This window comes from Pseudomethylobacillus aquaticus (genome assembly GCF_003730115.1).
Taxonomy (GTDB): domain Bacteria; phylum Pseudomonadota; class Gammaproteobacteria; order Burkholderiales; family Methylophilaceae; genus Pseudomethylobacillus; species Pseudomethylobacillus aquaticus.
The window spans coordinates 32,402-51,692 of record NZ_RJVP01000005.1 but is presented as its reverse complement, the minus strand read 5'-3'; the positions used below and the strand labels follow the sequence as shown (position 1 = coordinate 51,692).

Here is a 19,291-nt window from a genome sequence, read left to right as displayed (position 1 = left end):
TAAGCGACCAGCCACTAATCAGCCAGTCTGTAGAAAACAAAATGACGCCAGTAAAGGCGTCATTTTCGTTTGGTGTCCGCGATATGCGATCGCTGATGTGTTTTGTGAGGGCTGAGGCGCTAATGATTCAACCGTATCACCGTCTTCTTCTCCGGCGCGCGTTCACCTGCATCTGGCGCGCGCGCATGCGCGCTCCCTTGCGTGCTCTGTTGCACTTTGCCGTCTGCTGCTGTCACGCCCGCAACTTCGTCTGCGGCTGGCGTGCGCATGCGCTTGGGTGGCAACAGGAACTGGCGCGGGTTCTGCCACAGCCGGATAGCCAGCGTACGCAGCAACAAGCGCCAGTGCGAAAAACTCACCTTGCGTGATTTCATCGCCACATAAAGTGCAAGCGTAAAGCTCACCGTCAGGTTCACCGCACCGATCAGCAGGATGCCCAGCATGGACAGCCACAGCACTTGCAGTGGCAGCACAAAGTCAGTGCCCACTAACGAGAAGCCAAAGAACGCCGACGAGAACGTGATGTGGCGGATGTCGATCGGCAAGCCCAGCAACACACCGATGCCGGCCATGCCACCCAGCAGGCAGCCGAAATAGAAGTTACCGGCCAGCGCACCCAGATTGTTCTCCACATAGCTGGCCAGCCTGTCCAGACGCGGACGGCCCAGCAAGCTCCGCAACCAGTTGAGGGCACGCAGGCGCTGCGGGATCTTGTCGTAGATGGCCAGGTTATCGTGGTAACCCGCGATCAAGCCGGACAAGAACAGACAAACGCCAGCCACGCCCGCATAGATCAGTGCCCCACTGTGCACAGGGTCGATATCGGCCAGTAGTCGGCCCGCCTTCTCGGTGGAAACGAAATGCTCGCCGGTGACCAGATACACCAGCGCACCGATCGCGATCGCCGTGGGGATGGCGATCACCACATTGCCAAAGATGGCGGCGATCTGACTACGCATGGTCTGCGCGATGATATTCACCAGCTTGTCCATGTTACGCGAACGGCTTTCACTGTTATCGATGCTGGCTGCGATCGCCGCCGCCGTCATGGCCGGCTGTTTGGTCGCCACAGTGAAATGCAGCATGTGGATCAGCACGAATCCCAGCCCGTAGTTCAGGCTGAACAGGATCGCCTCGGTCAATGGAGCATGATGCTGGCCAGCCGTGATGAGCTTGATCATGGCCATCACCCCCACGATCAGGCCCGCCCCCATGGCAGAGCGCATCAGCGAAAAGTATTCACTGCGCGTCTCAGTGATGTAGTGCTCACCGGTGCGGCTGGCATTCTCGGTCACGCGCAGCGCCAGCAGCTCCATGTTCTCGCGCCAGTGCAGGCGGATGGCATTCTTGTGGCACTCACCATGCACCAGCAGTTTGAACAGTTGCACATAGCGTGCCGGCTGTCCGGCATCGCCTTTCCCCGCGATCAACCCCAGCAGCGCCTGCAGGCGCACCAGCTGCTGGGTCAAACGCTGCAGCAAAAAGGTCAGCCGGATGCTGGTGCCGGTCTGCGAGCTGTTACGGCGGATACGGGCGATGACGCTGCGACACTGGTCCAGCATGACTTCGATATGACGGAACTGCTCCACATCCTGTGTGGTGCTTGCAAAGCTGGCCAGCAATTCCTGATTCTGCATGACGAAGGGCGAACGGTGGTTCTCCAGCTCTGGATGGTTGCGGATCAGCTCGGGTTCCAAGCCTGCCGCCGCGATACGGTAGGACAACACCTGTGCGGCTTCCACCAGGCTTTCATTGCAGGACTGCACCGCAATAGCGGGCGCCTGGGCAAAATCCAGCGCCTCCAGCAACTGCAACCACACGCCATCCGTCACTGCGCTGACCCACACGTCGTCGTCACGGCGCGTGAAGATCAGGCTGAACAGATCCTTGAGATAGCCCGGGTCGATAGCGGCGGGCAGGATCTTGTCGCCCATGCGGCGCGCCAGCTCGGTAAAGAAGCCACTGCTGGGCTGCACACCGGAATCGACCAGCAGCGACAGTGGCTTACGCTCACCCAGCAACTGCAGGATGGCCGTGCGCAGCAAGGCGGCTTTTTCAGCATCGGCATTCAGCACATGACACAGCGCCTGCAATGCATGCACCGCGTGGTCGGTCTGGGAGAGTCGGGGCGGACGGATCTCGGCGACCAGTTCGGCCAGCAAACCGGCCGGATCCCCGCCTTGTTGTTGATATTGACTGAGGATGGATTCGATCATCATAAGAGGGTGAATGGCAGCGATGCGTAATGAACTTGACTACAGTCTAACGCAAGTCAGGCGCAAATCTGAGGCAAAAAAATGGCCGTCAAGCGGCCATTTTCCGGTTCAGGTAGTCCAGCGTGACATGGACAGCCCTTATGGGCGCGTATTGACCTTGAGGGTGGATTGCATGACCTGGCCTTCACGCAACCAGTACACCGGCACTGCCTGGCCTGCATAGCGTTTGGCGGCCTCACTCAAGGCTTCCACCTTGACGATGGCCGAATCCCCGATGGCAGTGACCACATCGCCTTGACGCATACCTGCCTGCTCTGCAGGCGAGCCCTCCACCACGGCGATCACGCTCAAGCCCTGATCCTGACTGGCTTTGGCATTGACATGGATGCCGATCAGCGGCGGTGCCAGCTTGACCCAGTAGGAAGCCCCGTACTGATAGATGGGCGTATCCTCCTTCAGATCAAGCGCTTCGCCTGCCTTGCTTTGCGCACGCAACTGATCGAGCTGCACACTGGTCGGTGTCTTGGTCAGCACACTGCCGTACACCAGTACCAGATCTGCCTTGATCTTTTTGGCCTGCTCCAGTGCCAGCTCCGGACTGGTTTCAGTGGCATTGAAGGCCGCCTCCCCGATCAGGTCATAGCCTTTGACCAGCATCTTCTGGGCATCGACATCCTTCTGGGTGCCACGGAACAGCTTGGGCCCGGCTGGATCGGGCTGCAGCGGCAAGCCTGCCTGTGAACGGTCGACATAATGCTTGGTATACGGATTATCCGCCGCCCAGGCTTGCAAGCTAAGTCCTACCAACATCAACGAACACACTAAACGGCGCATGAATATCCTCTCCTGGGGTGGTCGGCCTGATACCGACACGATGGTATGATAAATGGTTGAAGGCTTCAGTTGCTGCATTTCGCCGCAACAGTACTCAATCGAGCAACAGACTCACAGCGTAGACCTCCAATATGAGCAAACAATTCATTCGCATCGGCATCGTTTCCATCAGCGACCGTGCCTCCAGCGGTGTCTATGAAGATCTGGGCATCCCCAGCCTGCGCAACTGGCTGGACCAGGCCCTGCTGACGCCCTGGCAATCCGTCGCACGCGTCATCCCGGACGAACAGCCGGAAATCGAAGCCACCTTGCGCGACCTGGTCGATCATGAAGGCTGCGACCTGGTGCTCACCACCGGCGGCACCGGCCCGGCACTGCGCGATGTGACGCCGGAAGCTACACTGGCCGTCGCCGACAAGGAGATGCCGGGCTTTGGCGAGCAGATGCGGCAGATCAGCCTGAATTTCGTGCCCACGGCCATCCTGTCGCGCCAGGTGGCGGTGATCCGCAAGCAAAGCCTCATCATCAACCTGCCAGGACAACCCAAGGCCATCGCGCAGACGCTGGAAGGCCTCAAGGATGAGGCCGGCAACACGCTGGTGCATGGCATCTTCGCCGCCGTACCTTACTGTCTGGATCTGATAGGTGCGCCGTATATCGAAACCCGCGAACACATCGTCAACGCCTTCCGCCCCAAATCCGCCGTCAAGCCCGCCAGCTGAAAGCCAGATCCCCCAGACCATGACCACCTCCCCCGAATTCGACCTGATCACCCGCCATTTCAGGCGTGCCACCCGCCACACCACACTGGGGATAGGTGATGATGCCGCCCTGCTCGACATCACACCGGGCATGCAGCTGGCGGTTTCGGCGGACATGCTGGTCGCTGGCACGCACTTCTTCCCTGACGCCGACCCGCGCCTGCTGGGCTGGAAGAGTCTGGCGGTGAACCTGTCCGACATGGCTGCCATGGGCGCACTGCCCAAATGGGCCACTCTGGCCATCGCATTGCCCGCAGCCGACCAGGCCTGGCTGAGCGCATTCAGTGCAGGCCTGTTTGCCTGCGCGAACCGCTATCAGGTAGACCTGATCGGCGGCGACACCACGCGCGGCCCGCTAGCCATCAGCGTGCAGATCATGGGCGAAGTCGCCCCGGGCAAGGCCTTGAAGCGCAGCGGTGCCAAGGTCGGTGACGATATCTGGGTGTCCGGCACGCTGGGCAACGCCGCACTGGCGCTGGCCGCACTGCAACAGCGCTATGCGCTGAGCGCAGAGGAGCTGGAAAGCTGCATCAGTGCGCTGCATCAGCCTACCCCGCGCGTGGAACTGGGGCTGCTCATCAACATGATGGCGCATAGCGCCATCGATATCTCTGACGGTCTGCTGGCGGACCTGGGGCATATCTTGAAAGCCTCAGGCACAGGTGCCGAGATCCATCTGGGACGCCTGCCCATCTCACGCCTGATGCATCAGCGCATGACAGACCCTGCCGTGCAGCAGATGGTGCTGGCCGGCGGTGATGACTATGAGCTGTGTTTCACCGCACCCACACGTAATCACGGCGAGATCGCCAAGCTGGCAGGCCTGCTTGGCTTGCCGGTCAGCTGCATAGGCCAGGTCACGGCGACGCCTGGCCTGATGGTGCGCGACCTCGATCAAATCATCATGCAGCTCAGCCAGCATGGCTACGACCATTTCAACCAGGCCAGCCCGGCTTAGGGACGACCCGCCTCATGGAACATAACAACATGCCAGCCAACAGCGTACCGCCTGACCTGCGATTTCTGCTGCGGCACCCGGCTCATTTCATCGCATTGGGCTTCGGTAGCGGCCTGTCACGGCTTGCACCGGGCACGGTAGGCACGCTGGTCGCCATCCCGCTGTTCCTGCTGCTCATGCAGTTGCCGGAGTGGCAACACTACGTGCTGATCGCACTGGCCTTCGTGCTCGGCGTGTGGGCCTGCGCCCGCACCGGCCAGGCACTGGGCGTAGCGGACCACGGCGGCATGGTGTGGGACGAGATCGTGGCCTTCCTGCTGGTGCTGGAATTCACGCCACATCAGGCCTGGTGGTGGCTGATCGCCTTCACGCTGTTCCGTTTGTTCGACGTGTGGAAGCCCTTCCCTATCCGCCAGTGTGATGCACGCCTCAAGGGCGGTTTCGGCGTGATGTTCGACGACATGCTGGCAGCGGTTTACAGCATCCTGAGCCTGATGGGTTTGCAATGGCTGACGCTGAACTTCTAGACTTGAGCACCGCGCTGGGGCTGGCCTTGCAGCGTCGCGGCTGGCAGCTTGCGCTGGCCGAATCCTGCACTGGCGGCCTGGTCGCGGCGGCCATCACCGACATCGCTGGCAGCTCCGCTTGGTTCGACCGCGGCTTTGTCACCTACAGCAACCTCGCCAAGCAGCAGATGCTGGGCGTCAACACCGCGACACTGGTGCAGCATGGCGCTGTCAGCGCCGAGACCGCGCTGGAGATGGCCAGCGGCGCGCTCGTGAACAGCACGGCACAGATCAGCGCGGCCATCACCGGCATCGCCGGGCCGGGCGGCGGCAGCGAACATAAGCCGGTGGGCATGGTCTGCTTTGCCTGGGCTAGCCGTGATGGGCATCTGGAAAGCCAGACCATGCAGTTCGCAGGCGATCGTGCTGCGGTGCGCCTGCAGTCGGCAAAAACAGCATTGGCAGGCTTGTTGCGCCTGTCCTTAGCGCTTGATTTATGAAATAATTGGCGGTTTATTTCGCCACCCGCAAGCATCAATCAGACAGGGAAAGATACATGGACGATAACAAGAGCAAGGCACTGGCGGCGGCACTTTCGCAGATCGAAAAACAGTTCGGCAAAGGCTCCATCATGCGCATGGGCGACACCGACATCGCCGATGACATCCAGCCGGTTTCCACCGGCTCGCTGGGCCTGGACATCGCACTGGGCATAGGCGGCCTGCCACGTGGTCGTATCATCGAGATCTACGGTCCGGAATCGTCCGGCAAAACCACGCTGACCCTGTCCGTGATCGCACAGATGCAAAAGCTGGGCGGCGTGGCGGCGTTCATCGATGCGGAACATGCACTGGACCCGCAATATGCACAAAAGCTGGGTGTCGATGTTTCCGAACTGCTGATCTCGCAACCGGACACCGGCGAACAGGCACTGGAGATCGCCGACATGCTGGTGCGCTCCGGCTCGGTGGATATCGTCGTCGTTGACTCCGTCGCCGCGCTGACCCCCAAGGCCGAGATCGAAGGCGAGATGGGCGATTCACACATGGGCCTGCAGGCTCGCCTGATGTCGCAAGCGCTGCGCAAGCTGACCGGCAACATCAAACGCACCAACACCATGGTCATCTTCATCAACCAGATCCGCATGAAGATCGGCGTGATGTTCGGCAACCCCGAGACCACCACCGGCGGTAACGCACTGAAGTTCTACGCTTCGGTACGTCTGGACATCCGTCGCACCGGCGCCATCAAGAAGGGCGACGAAGTGATCGGCTCCGAGACGCGCGTGAAGATCGTCAAGAACAAGGTCGCGCCACCGTTCAAACAAGCCGAATTCGACATCCTGTACGGCGAAGGCATCTCGCGTGAAGGCGAGATCATCGAAATGGGTGCCAACCTCAAGCTGATCGAAAAAGCCGGTGCCTGGTACAGCTACAAGGGCGAGAAGATCGGCCAGGGCAAGGACAATGCGCGCGAATATCTGCGCGAACATCCGGAGATGGCCGACGAGATCGACGCCAAGATCCGCGCCAATTCGGTCGCGCATCTGGATCGCCTGGTCAAGACCGTAGGCCCGGATGAGGAAGTCGACGAGTAAACCGCCGCGTAGCCTGCGCGAACGTGCGCTGGGCTATCTGGCACGACGTGAACATTCGGCGCGTGAGCTGCAACAGAAGCTCAGCGCCTTTGTCACAGAACAGGACGACCTGCCTGCATTGCTGAAAGATTTCGAGCAGCGCGGCTGGTTGTCAGATGCGCGCTACACCGAGCAATTGGTGCATGCGCGCAAATCACGTTATGGCAGCCAGCGTGTGGCGCAGGAACTGCGTGAACATGGTGTGGCCGATACGCTGATCAACGAGGCGGTGGCCTCTTTGAAGCAGGATGAGCTGGCGTATGCCTGTGCCATCTGCCGCAAAAAGTATGCAGCCGCGCCAGCCAGCCGCGAAGAGTGGGCCAAACAGGCGCGCTTTCTGCAAAGCCGTGGTTTTGGGGTGGAGGTGATCCGGCAGGCCCTCAAACAGCTGGCGCTGGAACAGAACAAAGACGCGGTCCGGGACGATGAGTAAACCCGGATCAACACCAATGACATTGGATGCAAGCCAAGGTTTAAGTATGCAAAGCAAGCCCAGCAGTAAACAGATCCGCCAGGCCTTCCTGGATTTCTTCGCCTCCAAAGGCCATCAGGTGGTGGCATCCAGCTCGCTGGTGCCCGCAGGCGACCCCACACTGCTGTTCACCAATGCCGGCATGAACCAGTTCAAGGACGTGTTCCTGGGCTTTGACAAGCGCGCTTACACCCGCGCCGCCAGCAGCCAGAAGTGCGTACGCGCCGGTGGCAAGCATAACGATCTGGAAAACGTGGGCTACACTGCACGTCACCACACCTTTTTCGAGATGCTGGGCAATTTCAGCTTTGGTGACTACTTCAAGCAGGACGCCATCCGCTACGCCTGGGAACTGCTGACCGAGGTGTTCAAGCTGCCCAAGGACAAACTCACCGTCACCGTCTACGCCGAAGACGACGAAGCCTACGACATCTGGCACAAGGAGATCGGCGTGCCTGCCGAGCGCATCATCCGCATCGGCGACAACAAAGGCGCGCGTTACGCTTCTGACAATTTCTGGATGATGGGCGACACCGGCCCCTGTGGCCCCTGTACCGAGATCTTCTATGACCACGGCGCGCACATCCCGGGCGGCCCGCCAGGCAGTCCGGATGAAGACGGCGACCGTTTTATCGAAATCTGGAACAATGTGTTCATGCAGTTCAACCGCGACGAAGCGGGTGTCATGCACAAGCTGCCCAAGCCCTCGGTGGATACCGGCATGGGGCTGGAGCGTATCGCCGCCGTGCTGCAGGGCGTGCACGCCAATTACGAGATCGACCTGTTCCAGACCCTGATCGCCGCTGCAGCCAGAGTCACAAAGCGAGAAGATCTGTTACCCGGCACAGATTTGGCGATGGATGCGCGAAGCCAAGGAGCCAGCAACGCGACATACCATGAAGGTAGGCAAGGCGCTGGCGAGGACGGCGACAAAGCAGACGCGACAAAGATGTACCTGGGGAACTCACTGAAAGTGCTGGCCGACCATATCCGTGCCTGTAGCTTCCTGATCGCCGATGGCGTCATCCCCGGCAATGAAGGCCGTGGCTATGTGCTGCGCCGCATCATCCGCCGTGCCATCCGCCATGGTTACAAGCTGGGGGCCCGCGCGGCCTTCTTCCACAAGATGGTGCCTGACCTGGTGGCCGAGATGGGCGAAGCCTACCCAGAACTGACCCAGGGCCAGCAACGCGTGACCGATATCCTGCGTCAGGAAGAAGAACGCTTCTTTGAGACCATAGAGAACGGCATGGCCATACTGGAAACCGAACTGGCCGGGATGGCCAAGTCCGGCAATGCGACCTTCAACGGCGACACCGCTTTCAAGCTGCACGACACTTATGGTTTTCCACTCGACCTGACCGCCGACATCTGCCGCGAACGTGGCGTCACTGTTGATACTGCAGGCTTCGACGCCGCCATGGCACGTCAGAAAGAACAAGCCCGCGCTGCTGGCAAATTCAAGATGGCCGCAAACCTGGAATACGATGGCCAAGCTACCACCTTCCACGGCTACGACACGCTGGATGCCACTGGCACCGTGCTGGCGCTGTACAAGGATGGCGCTGCCGTACACAGCCTGAGCGAAGGCGAGCTGGGTGTGGTGGTGCTGGACAACACGCCGTTCTACGCCGAATCCGGTGGTCAGGTCGGTGACCGTGGCGAGCTCAAGGCCGCAGACGGCATCTTTGCTGTGGAAGACACGCAAAAGATCCAGGCCAGCGTGTTCGGCCACCATGGCGTGCTCAAAACCGGCACGCTGAAAGTGGGCGACCGTGTGCAGGCACGCGTGGACCTCATCGCACGCAGCCGCACCATGCGCAACCACTCCGCCACCCACCTGATGCACAAGGCCTTGCGCGAAGTGCTGGGTGAGCATGTGCAGCAAAAAGGCTCGCTGGTGGACAGCGAAAAGACCCGCTTCGACTTTGTACACAACGCCCCCATGACGGACGCGCAGATCCATGAGGTGGAACAGCGCGTCAACGCCGAGATCCTCGCTAACGCCGCCACACAAGCGCGGGTGATGGACATCGAATCCGCACAAAAAACTGGCGCCATGATGCTGTTCGGCGAGAAGTACGGCGACGAAGTGCGCGTGCTGGATATCGGTAGCTCGCGCGAACTGTGCGGCGGCACGCACGTGGCACGTACTGGCGATATCGGCTTGTTCAAGCTGTATGCAGAATCCGGCGTTGCCGCCGGGGTGCGCCGTGTGGAAGCCACCACGGGTGACACCGCACTGGCCCTGATCGCCAGCACGGAACAGCAACTGGAGCGCATCGCCGATGCCGTAAAAGCACCCAAAGCAGAAGCCGCCGAGCGCGTTAGCGCGCTGCTGGAATCACTGCGCACTGCCGAGAAAGAACTGGAACGCCTCAAATCCAAACTGGCTGCCAGCCAGGGCGATGATCTGGTCAGTCAGGCGGTAGAGGTGGCAGGCATCAAACTGCTGGCCGCCAAGCTGGACGGCGTGGACGCCAAGGGCCTGCGCGAAGTGGCAGACAAGCTCAAGGACAAGCTGGGCTCCTGCGCCTTGCTGCTGGCGGTCACCGAAGCCGACAAGGTCAGTCTGGTCGCCGCGGTGAGCAAAGACCTGACCGGCAAGCTGAAAGCGGGCGACCTGGTCAACTTTGTCGCCACGCAAGTCGGCGGCAAGGGCGGTGGCCGTCCCGACATGGCCATGGCCGGTGGCACGGACGCCAGCAAACTGCCGCAAGCGCTGGCAGGTGTCGCTGCCTGGGTACAACAACAACTTGCATAAGCGCTATTTATTAACCGCGATTCCATCACAAGCGACGCATCACCACTCATCAAGCAGCATCTATTGTAAGTAACCAACACTATGGCCCTCATCGTACAGAAATACGGCGGCACCTCGGTCGCCAACCCAGAACGCATCAAGAACCTGGCCAGCCGGGTGGCACGCTACAAGGCACTCGGCCATCAGGTGGTGGTGGTGGTCTCGGCCATGTCCGGCGAAACCAACCGCCTGATCGCCCTGGCCAAAGAGATCATGCCGGACCCGGACCCACGCGAACTGGACGTGATGGTCTCCACCGGCGAGCAAGTCACCATCGGCCTCACCGCCATGGCACTGATGGACCTGGGCGTCAAAGCCAGGAGCTATACCGGCGCGCAGGTGCGCATCGTCACCGATAGCGCGTTCACCAAGGCACGTATCCTCAAGATCGACGACGAGCGTATCCGCGCCGACCTCGATGCCGGCAATGTGGTCGTGGTAGCCGGTTTCCAGGGCGTGGATGAGCACGGCAACATCACCACGCTGGGCCGAGGGGGTTCGGACACCACAGGCGTGGCGCTGGCCGCAGCACTCAAGGCCGACGAATGCCAGATCTACACCGATGTGGATGGCGTTTACACCACCGACCCGCGCGTGGTGCCGGAAGCGCGTCGCCTGAAATCCATCACCTTTGAAGAGATGCTGGAACTGGCCAGCCAGGGCTCCAAGGTGCTGCAGATCCGCTCGGTCGAGTTCGCTGGCAAATACCAGGTCAAGCTGCGCGTGCTGTCCAGCTTCGAGGAAGAAGGCGACGGCACGCTGATTACATTTGAGGAAGAAGACAACATGGAACAACCCATCATCTCCGGCATCGCCTTCAACCGCGACGAAGCCAAAGTCACCGTGCTCGGCGTGCCTGACCGTCCGGGCATCGCCTATCAGATCCTGGGGCCGATCGCCGATGCCAACATCGATGTGGACATCATCATCCAGAACACCGGCGCGGATGGCACCACCGATTTCACCTTCACCGTGCACAAGAACGAGCTCAACAAGGCACTGGGCTTGCTGCGTGACAAACAGAAGGACATAGGCGCGCGCGAGATCGCCGGTGACGAGAAGATCGCCAAGGTGTCCATCGTTGGCGTAGGCATGCGCTCGCACGTGGGTGTGGCCAGCCTGATGTTCAAGACCCTGGCGGAAGAAGGCATCAATATCCAGATGATCTCCACCAGCGAGATCAAGATCGCCGTGGTCATCGACGAGAAATACATGGAACTGGCAGTACGCGTGCTGCACAAGGCATTCGGGCTGGATAAGGCCTGATTATCGTTTGATTTTTCGGGCGTATTCGCGTATCGTACGCCCCCTGAACATGCTTCTGCTGTTCAGCGTTGTGCAAGCAACAAGTCGCAATCAGCGTAGTAAACGGAGAGCTGGCCGAGTGGTCGAAGGCACTTCCCTGCTAAGGAAGCATACGGGCTTAAATCTGTATCGAGGGTTCGAATCCCTCGCTCTCCGCCAAATAAAAAAAACGCCGCATTGCGGCGTTTTTTATTTGGGTCTTGCACCTTGATGTGTCTCTGCCCTCAAAAATATAAAATCCCACACCATTCAAGACATCACGATTAGTCGACGCCAATAGCCTTGTAAGCAGCGTCTACTGGATCAGAATAAAAACTAATTTGAAATTTCGCAAACAACTCACTTGGTACGGTAGGTATATCCACCGCACTTGACATAGGCAGAAGAATTCTTTTTGCCCCAGCATCAAAAGCTATTTGCAAAGTCTCAGCAAGGCTTCTAGTTTGAGTGATCGTTCCACCAAGGCTCATGTCTCCAGTGACCACCATCTGGCTCTGCAAAGGCTTAGCCAAAGCAACTGAACAAAGTGCGATAAACGTGGACAGAATCGTTGCATCTGGCGAACCTTGGTTTTGAAGGTCTACAATCTGCAAATGAAAATCCGCTTCTGAGACTTTTATCGATCCACTCACCCTGTTCGCATTTGCTTTAAAGTAATCAAATGCAATCTTTGCTGACTCTTTAGATCCATTTCCAGATACCGAGAACTTACCACCACCTGGTATCGTTTGGATCTCGAAACGATAAGCCCCCGGAATACTGTTTTCACCAACGCTAAGCTAAAAACAGCTATTGACCATTGTGCAAAGTGGTAAAAAAGCACGTACTAAATAATTCCAATCATTTTCTTAACGTAGCGTTTATCGCTACAATATTAAAACGTTTGAAAATAAATGTGACAGCATCAGGAATAGTATGCAAGGCTCAGCAAAACAATTTATAGAAAAACAATTGGGGATAGGCATCGTCTCGTTTTCTATGGATGCGCTGACCAAAGCCACGGGCTTATCCGAAATTGCCGCCAAAAACCAATTATTACGCCTTGGTGAGCTTGTGGTCAGAGTCACGCCGCGCCAGTCATATTTTTTAATCGTTACGCCTGAACATCGCATGATGGGCGCGCCACCTGTGGATTTATGGCTGGATGATTACTTTACCTGGCTAGGCCGCCCTTATTATGTCGCGCTACAGTCTGCGGCCGCGATGCATGGCGCAAGCCCGCAAGCCGTTCAAGAAACACAAGTGATAACAGATGCACCCATACGCAACATTCGTTTTTCCAGGGTTCGGCTAAGCTTTTTCACAAAGTCTCACATTGCCAAATCACTCACACAACAAGTCCCCAATGCCGCCGCACCGCTCAAGGTTAGCACGCCAGAAACCACCGCACTGGATTTAGTCAGATACGCGGGTAGCCTTGGTGGCATAGAGCGCGCAGCAGAAACCATCCAACCCATGTTGCCATTAATGCGCGTCGGTGAGTTGCGCAAAACACTAGCGGCTGAAAACGAGCTTGCCTCAGCACAGCGCTTGGGTTTTATTTTTAAGCATGCGGGGGCAGACAAACTAGCAAAAGCCGTGGCCGATTGGTTACCCAAAACCAAAAAAAATGTGCCATTGGCACTGGGCATCACAGCAGAGCGCGATATGCCAGTTGAAACCACGTTTAACGTCATCATCAACGCCATGCGGGTGATCTAATGCTGCAACTCACCAAACGCGACATTCTCGAACACCAGCAAGCCGTGCCTTGGCCTAATCTGCGCCAAGTGGAGCAAGACCTGTTGCTCTGCCAAACCATGATCCTATTGTTCAATGATGCGTTTCTACAAGAACAAATCGCCATGCGCGGTGGCACGCTGTTACACAAAGTACACCTTGCCCCAGCCTCACGTTACAGTGAAGATATTGACCTCGTGATTGTGGGCGATCGCCCAGACGACCACATCAGCAAAGCCATTCGCCGTGTGCTGGCAACCACGCTAGGCAAGCCCACATTTTCTGCATGGCAAGACATCAAGCTAGCCATCAGAAACGCCGTCAAGCCATCCAAAGTCTTGCGCAAAATCTACCACATTTCATCCATTGCCGACCCTGGCGGCAAACCGCTTGAAATTGTGCTAGAGGTTAACGCCACTGAGCGCACCCCATACCAACCCATCGCACAACTACCCTTTGCACTGCAACTGCGCAACCAAACACAACAAACCACAGTGCGAGGCTTTGATATTCACGAAATGCTAGGCACCAAAATGCGTGCATTATTCCAGCGCACCCGTGGGCGCGACTTATTTGACCTCTATTGGGCGCTCACACAATCACCCGTGCCAGTAAGCCCAACTAAGATTATTGACGCGTTTCAACATTACATGCGGCAAGAGCAATCGCAAACAGGGCGTGCAGACTTTATCGAGGCCATGCAACACAAATTGGCCGACAAAGGCTTTTTAACCGACATGAACCCGCTATTACGCACAGCGCTGAGTTATGACCCCAAAACCGCAGGCGAATATGTCACCGAGCATTTGCTTATGTTGATACCAGAATAAATTTAAAGCAGTTTAAAGTTAGGAACAACAATGAACAAAAACAACCTCAAAAGCTACGCTCCGCAAGCCCGTAAAGACTTTATCGCCGCCGTCAAAGCACGTGCCAATTTGTTGGGTTTGTCCTGCGAAACAAGATAGCCGAAAGCGAATCCCGCAATGATTGCCAACCCTATTGAAACAATATCCATACCCTGCCACCAACCCCACTAAAATTAATTTGTATGTTTTTAAGCGTTTTTTTTACAGGCGCTTTTGATAAGAACGTCGGTCCAAGTTCCCATCCCGCATTCAGCCACAGCCCGAAGGCAGGGCTGGGCGGGATTTAACTTGCACATCAGTGTCTAGTAATCATTATGAGTTTGCACCTCCCCCAATTGGGGTATTTACCTTTTTAAATACTGTAAATTTACAAAGTATTTGGCGTTCAATTATTTTATGTCTCAGTTTTGATTGGATGTTCGCTCAATCTCTCCACAACCATGTTGCTAACAAAAATCCTGCGGCTGCAAAACGCTGAGTTCCTGCTGCGTAAAGTCTGCTTGCTTCATGAGCCTGAACGACTGGCTTTCAACGATGCTTTCAAACATGTTGCGAACAAACCGACCGTTACCAAACTGATCGCCCTGATTCTTGATTTCTTGCGCAAACCGCTGCTCCAGTAGCCGCTCGATTTGATCCTGGGATTCAATCTCGTAATGATGCTGCTTCATCAGTTTAAGTAGCATCTCGCAAAGCTCTCTGGCCGTGTAGTTGGGGAAATGCATACGTTTGCTGAAGCGTGATTTAAGGCCGGGATTGGAACGGACAAACCGGTCCATTTCTTCGCCGTAGCCCGCCACGATCACAACCAGGTCATCGCGATGGTCTTCCATCATTTTCACCAGGGTATCGATCGCTTCCGTTCCGTAATCATCAGAATCTTGTTCGGTTAAGGAATAGGCCTCGTCGATAAACAAAACTCCACCCAGTGCTGATTCAACCACTTCTCTGGTTTTGATTGCCGTTTGCCCCAGGTACATCGCCACCAGGCCACTTCGGTCGGTCTCGACCAACTTGTTCTCCCGACAGATACCCAGCTTGTGATAAACACTGGCCAATACGCGGGCAACGGTTGTTTTCCCGGTGCCGGGGTTACCGGCAAACACGATATGCCGATTGGGGGAAAGCAATCCATTCAGCCCAACCTTGGAACGCTTTTGCTGAATACTGAATAACGCCGCCTGCCGGTAGATGAGCTCCTTAAAAGCCCCCATCCCGACAAAGCCGCTGAACTGCTGGTCGATGAATTTGAATATTGAGTGCATAGGTTTGCTTTTGCTGTCTGGCTGGTGGCCTTGATCTGTCGGCTGTTGCAGGCTGGGGGGTTCTAATGCCGGGCTTTCCTGCTCGCATGCGTCTTCAAGGCCATCGATTCGGTTCTGTAAAGGTAGCTCATGCCCTGCCAATAGCCAGTGTGGTTTGGTACGACCATATAACAGCAAGCCATCGGGGTCCTCGTTTGTATGGGTATTGGGAAGCTCATCAATGGTCAAGGTAAGATCCATCCTCATGTCTGCGTCCAGCCGATCATCAAAGGAGTACATCGCGTTTCAAGCCCAAGTAAGTGGTCTGAGTCACAGCATAATTACCTTGCTAGCTCATAGAATGAGCCCGCAAGGATAAAAGCATGCAAACAAGAAAATAGGACACAAGTCCATTACAGGCTCTCTCTGTGAGCCCCACAGGCCTCAAGCTTCTCACTTTCAAAACTGAGGAGTGTCCATGGACGGTCTGGTAGAAGCGTTTGAACGTGTTGTGGTCATCCTGGCCTGGTTTGTGTTTGCTTACGGCTATGTTCGCCATCTGCGTGCAGGATTAAAAAATGAAAAGGTCATCTTCAGTGACAAACTGGATTTGCTAACGGCGATGAGCACGCTGGTCTTGTGGATATCGATTAGAGCCATTTTCGCATTTGCGCCTTATGACGATCACGCCGATACCATTTTCTATCAGTGGATGCTGCTGCCCATCTTGTGTCTGGCTTTTGCACATCAACTGGGTCAGGAAATACTGACTTGTTTTCATCACGCCGCTACGCCAGCAGAGGCGTTGTTAACGATGTTTTATCGCTACGCTTTTCTGGTCTCGGCATTCTTTGTCATCTTGTTTATTTTCAGGACAGACGACGATGGCCGAATCTCAAACCTGGACATGTTGCTCAAGCTTGGGTGGGTTGGTGCCCTTGCTTATTTTGTCAGCCGGTTAGCAAACGCAAAACGCGTTTACGGTGAAGCTAATTACCAACCAGCGCCCAGACTTTTAAGCTGGCTGCAGGAAAGGCTACACAGTGCGCGATGACATCTTTTGCCAGCCTGGCAAGGATGTCGGCCTAGAAGTTGATGTGCTTAGCCTTGTCAGGCTTGCATCAGCACAACTTGCTGCATCAACGCCGTTCATTGATTTCAAACTTTTTCAACCGATTAACTGAGGAACCCCCTATGTCCGTCGACAACATAAGCCGCATTCTTTTTGAATGTGACCCCATGAACATCAACTGTGTCACGAATACTGATGAATATGACCCGGAAGCCAGGGACATCATGAAGCTCAAGCCAGACATCCACTCAATTGAGGCGCTGCAGGCCGGCGTGGTCGATGTTTTTCAGTATTGGTTCGGGAAAGATCTTGAGATTACGGATGTCCAGTACGAGGAGATCGCCACCAAGATCTGGGAAGAATGGAACCCCGAAAACCAGGGGTGATATACAAGCCGCTATTTTTGGCTTTGTAATGTCGTGCCGCAATCAAACATCAGTGCCTGCTCGGGCCAGCGCATCGCGCCCAGCCTGCAGGCACTTTGTGCGGGCACTGCCAAGCGGCGCTTCCTTTCTTTGTAGCGTGCGCCGACAGAATAATCGAGACAGAACGTGGCCCCCTTCCCCATCCATGCAAATGGCAAGGCTTGGATGGCACCCGGCATGACCACGGCATGGGCACTGCCCTGAAATGACCGCCAGTAATGGCCGAACAAAACAGGTACTGGATGTTGATAGGTCTCCCACCAGGCTACCCGATGCGTAAAACGCCAGGCGCCATTGGTGAAATGCGCTTGCTCAGCTTCGCGCTCGACCCCGGAAGTGAGCACCCGAACCGGGTTACCGTTTTGTTTTAATACTTGGTAGCGAGGCAAGGCCTTGATTCCTTGCGGGACGAGCGCCACGTTCTCCATCTGGATGTTAGCCAACTCCATCTGCTTGCCTGCCAGCAGGTCCTCCTGGCTAGCCTGCAGCACCGTCTGTTGATCAAACCAGTGGTAGGCCTCCAGCACCGGCATTGCCGCCATCTGCCTAAGCTGCAAAATGCTACTGTCTTCCCAGGCCGCATGAACCAGACGCAGATCGCTGCGCTCCAGTGCCAGTGGCAATGCGGACAAAAACTCAAGTATCTCGGCTTTATCCTGGGCGCTTGCACGCACGCATTCACCATAGATCAGCGTGTCGGAGTGGTAACGTGTTTCAAACCACCATCCTGAGCCAACTTTAGGTGCCTGGTTAAGCAGATTCAACTCGTGGTTGCCCAGCAGGCATTGCGCCTTTCCACTATCGACCAGTTTGCGCACCAGGCGCATCACGGAAACACTATCCGGCCCGCGATCGCAGAGGTCACCAAGAAACACCAACCGTCTACCGTCATGGTGATCGCCCTCCAGCGAATAACCCAAGTGTTCCAGCAGATTCATCAAAGCCTGATACTCGCCATGCACATCGCCAACGATATCCAGTGCGCCATCAAAAAGTGTATCGATCAACTTCATATCAAATCCTGTCTGAGCAGATGAGCCGGAATGGCTCACCGTAAAATGCAAGCGCACTGACCCAGTCACTTGCAATTGTTGCTTGCTGCCGATTATGTCATTGTGGAGGCTCGCTGCATGACCCTGGAGCTATACGCATGAACGAGCGCATTTATCAGATCGACGACCTACTTAACTCCCACAAGGTCATCAGTTTTAATGAACTGATGACACGCCTTGAAGTCTCCCGCGCCACGTTGAAGCGCGACCTGGCCTTCATGAAGGACCGCCTGAATGCGCCCATCGTATTTAACCGCGAACTGGGAGGTTACCAGTTTGATCGCTCCCAGAAGCTGGTAGGCCAGCAATACGAGCTGCCTGGCTTATGGTTCAAGGCGGAAGAAATACATGCGCTGCTCACCATGCAGCATCTGCTGAGTCACCTCGATAGTGGCGGTCTGCTGGGGCCGCACATCAAACCCTTGTTGGCGAGGCTGACCGGGATTCTGGGCACAGGCAACAATGCCGTCGAGGAGGTGCAGCGCAGGATCAAGTTTGAAAACGTGGGGTTCAGAGAATTCCATCTGGACCATTTTCAATCCATCGGGTCTGCCTTGTTGCGCAGAAAGCGCTTGTTCATTCGCTATCATGCGCGCGGCAAGGACGACCTGACTGAACGCGAAGTCTCCCCGCAGCGGCTGGTGTACTACCGCAACAACTGGTATCTGGACGCATGGTGTCACTTGCGCAACGACATCCGTAACTTCTCGCTCGATGCCATACGCAATGCCGAAATACTGGAAACCGCGTCTGCCGATGTCAGCGATGCACAACTCAATGAAGTGCTAGGCACTGGCTACGGCATTTTCACTGGCCGTGCCATTCAATGGGCCACGCTGATTTTTTCAAAGGAACGTGCACGCTGGGTTTCGGCTGAACGCTGGCATGCCAAGCAGCAATCAAAGGTGCTGGAAGATGGCCGCTATGAACTGCGTGTCCCCTTTAACGATAGCCGTGAGCTTGTGCTGGACATCCTCAGACATGGTGCCCAGGTGGAAGTGATTGCACCAGCCTCGTTACGGGAAACGATCAAAAACGAAGTCGCCCTGCTGGCCAGGCTTTATCAGTAACCGCGCAACAGCCACTCGGGAGAACAGACGATCCTATTTTTACAGGGAACTTCTTTTATAGGGAACTGCGAGGCTCGCTTAATGAGCCTGTACTTGGGCATACTGCTGTTTTGAATGACTCAAGCGAACATGATGTTGAATATTGGTGCATGGAAACGCGTCACTCCAGCGTTGCATAAACACAGCCTGTCCGCCGTATTGGGATTGAGGCTTGCCATGAATGTCAGCGTAAGTCAGGCAGAAGAGGCACGCTTGGTCGCATCCAAAGGATTGCATTTTAACCGTCGTCACGACGACCGAGCTCAAAATAAAAGTGGCTGGTAGCAAGCCCACACCCCTTGCAGGAGAT

At 56.3% G+C, this 19,291-nt stretch carries 19 protein-coding genes and 1 tRNA gene; 15 read left to right on the top strand and 5 right to left on the bottom strand.

The features are described 5' to 3' along the window. Positions 1-119: 119 nt before the first annotated feature. Together ED236_RS09545 and ED236_RS09540 are read right to left on the bottom strand one after the other, a co-directional pair. Entirely contained in the window at positions 120-2,216 is a 2,097-nt protein-coding gene (locus tag ED236_RS09545) for a site-specific recombinase (protein WP_123237886.1), read from the bottom strand. A 138-nt stretch (positions 2,217-2,354) separates the two neighbouring features. Next, entirely contained in the window at positions 2,355-3,008 is a 654-nt protein-coding gene (locus ED236_RS09540) for a PDZ domain-containing protein (RefSeq protein ID WP_162299605.1), read from the bottom strand. A 173-nt stretch (positions 3,009-3,181) separates the two neighbouring features. On the opposite strand from ED236_RS09540, the gene mog reads away from it, so the two are divergent. From mog to ED236_RS09495, 9 genes are all read left to right on the top strand, one after another. Next, positions 3,182-3,772: a molybdopterin adenylyltransferase gene (gene mog / locus ED236_RS09535; RefSeq protein WP_123237749.1), complete on the top strand. Its 591-nt coding sequence runs from the start codon at positions 3,182-3,184 to the stop codon at positions 3,770-3,772. 19 nt (positions 3,773-3,791) lie between these two features. Beyond that, entirely contained in the window at positions 3,792-4,769 is a 978-nt protein-coding gene (thiL, locus tag ED236_RS09530; RefSeq protein ID WP_123237748.1) for a thiamine-phosphate kinase, read from the top strand. 29 nt (positions 4,770-4,798) lie between these two features. Further along, complete coding sequence (locus tag ED236_RS09525; RefSeq protein ID WP_193726091.1) at positions 4,799-5,296, top strand: phosphatidylglycerophosphatase A family protein; 498 nt, start codon at positions 4,799-4,801, stop codon at positions 5,294-5,296. Beyond that, positions 5,275-5,775, top strand: a complete 501-nt coding sequence (locus ED236_RS09520) for a CinA family protein (protein ID WP_123237746.1) — start codon at positions 5,275-5,277, stop codon at positions 5,773-5,775. The genes ED236_RS09525 and ED236_RS09520 overlap by 22 nt, the downstream gene beginning before the upstream one ends. A 56-nt stretch (positions 5,776-5,831) precedes the next feature. Continuing rightward, entirely contained in the window at positions 5,832-6,872 is a 1,041-nt protein-coding gene (gene recA / locus ED236_RS09515) for a recombinase RecA (protein ID WP_123237745.1), read from the top strand. Next, on the top strand, positions 6,853-7,344 hold the full coding sequence (gene recX, locus ED236_RS09510; protein ID WP_123237744.1) for a recombination regulator RecX: 492 nt from the start codon (positions 6,853-6,855) through the stop codon (positions 7,342-7,344). The genes recA and recX overlap by 20 nt, the downstream gene beginning before the upstream one ends. A 46-nt stretch (positions 7,345-7,390) precedes the next feature. Further along, complete coding sequence (alaS, locus tag ED236_RS09505; RefSeq protein ID WP_123237743.1) at positions 7,391-10,147, top strand: alanine--tRNA ligase; 2,757 nt, start codon at positions 7,391-7,393, stop codon at positions 10,145-10,147. A gap of 81 nt (positions 10,148-10,228) precedes the next feature. Beyond that, positions 10,229-11,452 carry an aspartate kinase gene (locus tag ED236_RS09500; protein ID WP_123237742.1) on the top strand — a complete coding sequence of 408 codons (1,224 nt, stop codon included), beginning with the start codon at positions 10,229-10,231 and terminating at the stop codon, positions 11,450-11,452. A 104-nt stretch (positions 11,453-11,556) separates the two neighbouring features. Next, a tRNA-Ser gene (locus tag ED236_RS09495) sits at positions 11,557-11,650 on the top strand. 104 nt (positions 11,651-11,754) lie between these two features. Here the strand turns inward: ED236_RS09495 and ED236_RS09490 are convergent. Next, complete coding sequence (locus ED236_RS09490; RefSeq protein ID WP_240032120.1) at positions 11,755-12,216, bottom strand: S16 family serine protease; 462 nt, start codon at positions 12,214-12,216, stop codon at positions 11,755-11,757. Positions 12,217-12,406: 190 nt separating this feature from the next. Here ED236_RS09490 and ED236_RS09485 point away from each other — a divergent pair, with 190 nt between their 5' ends. Together ED236_RS09485 and ED236_RS09480 are read left to right on the top strand one after the other, a co-directional pair. Continuing rightward, entirely contained in the window at positions 12,407-13,192 is a 786-nt protein-coding gene (locus tag ED236_RS09485) for a type IV toxin-antitoxin system AbiEi family antitoxin domain-containing protein (RefSeq protein ID WP_123237740.1), read from the top strand. Beyond that, on the top strand, positions 13,192-14,040 hold the full coding sequence (locus ED236_RS09480) for a nucleotidyl transferase AbiEii/AbiGii toxin family protein (protein WP_123237739.1): 849 nt from the start codon (positions 13,192-13,194) through the stop codon (positions 14,038-14,040). The genes ED236_RS09485 and ED236_RS09480 overlap by 1 nt, the downstream gene beginning before the upstream one ends. A 485-nt stretch (positions 14,041-14,525) precedes the next feature. On the opposite strand, the gene ED236_RS09475 is transcribed toward ED236_RS09480, so the two are convergent. Continuing rightward, positions 14,526-15,572, bottom strand: coding sequence for an AAA family ATPase (locus ED236_RS09475; protein WP_162299604.1), 1,047 nt, complete (start codon positions 15,570-15,572; stop codon positions 14,526-14,528). 229 nt (positions 15,573-15,801) lie between these two features. On the opposite strand from ED236_RS09475, the gene ED236_RS09470 reads away from it, so the two are divergent. Further along, on the top strand, positions 15,802-16,377 hold the full coding sequence (locus ED236_RS09470; protein WP_123237737.1) for a hypothetical protein: 576 nt from the start codon (positions 15,802-15,804) through the stop codon (positions 16,375-16,377). A gap of 140 nt (positions 16,378-16,517) precedes the next feature. Then, positions 16,518-16,781 (top strand): hypothetical protein, encoded by a 264-nt coding sequence (locus tag ED236_RS09465; protein WP_123237736.1) that lies wholly within the window; start codon positions 16,518-16,520, stop codon positions 16,779-16,781. 11 nt (positions 16,782-16,792) lie between these two features. Here the strand turns inward: ED236_RS09465 and ED236_RS09460 are convergent, their stop codons facing one another. Then, complete coding sequence (locus tag ED236_RS09460; protein WP_123237735.1) at positions 16,793-17,833, bottom strand: metallophosphoesterase; 1,041 nt, start codon at positions 17,831-17,833, stop codon at positions 16,793-16,795. Positions 17,834-17,970: 137 nt separating this feature from the next. On the opposite strand from ED236_RS09460, the gene ED236_RS09455 reads away from it, so the two are divergent. Together ED236_RS09455 and ED236_RS12395 are read left to right on the top strand one after the other, a co-directional pair. Further along, complete coding sequence (locus ED236_RS09455) at positions 17,971-18,942, top strand: helix-turn-helix transcriptional regulator (RefSeq protein ID WP_240032106.1); 972 nt, start codon at positions 17,971-17,973, stop codon at positions 18,940-18,942. 114 nt (positions 18,943-19,056) lie between these two features. Beyond that, positions 19,057-19,266, top strand: a complete 210-nt coding sequence (locus ED236_RS12395; protein ID WP_148042281.1) for a hypothetical protein — start codon at positions 19,057-19,059, stop codon at positions 19,264-19,266. The last annotated feature ends 25 nt before the right edge of the window (positions 19,267-19,291 follow it).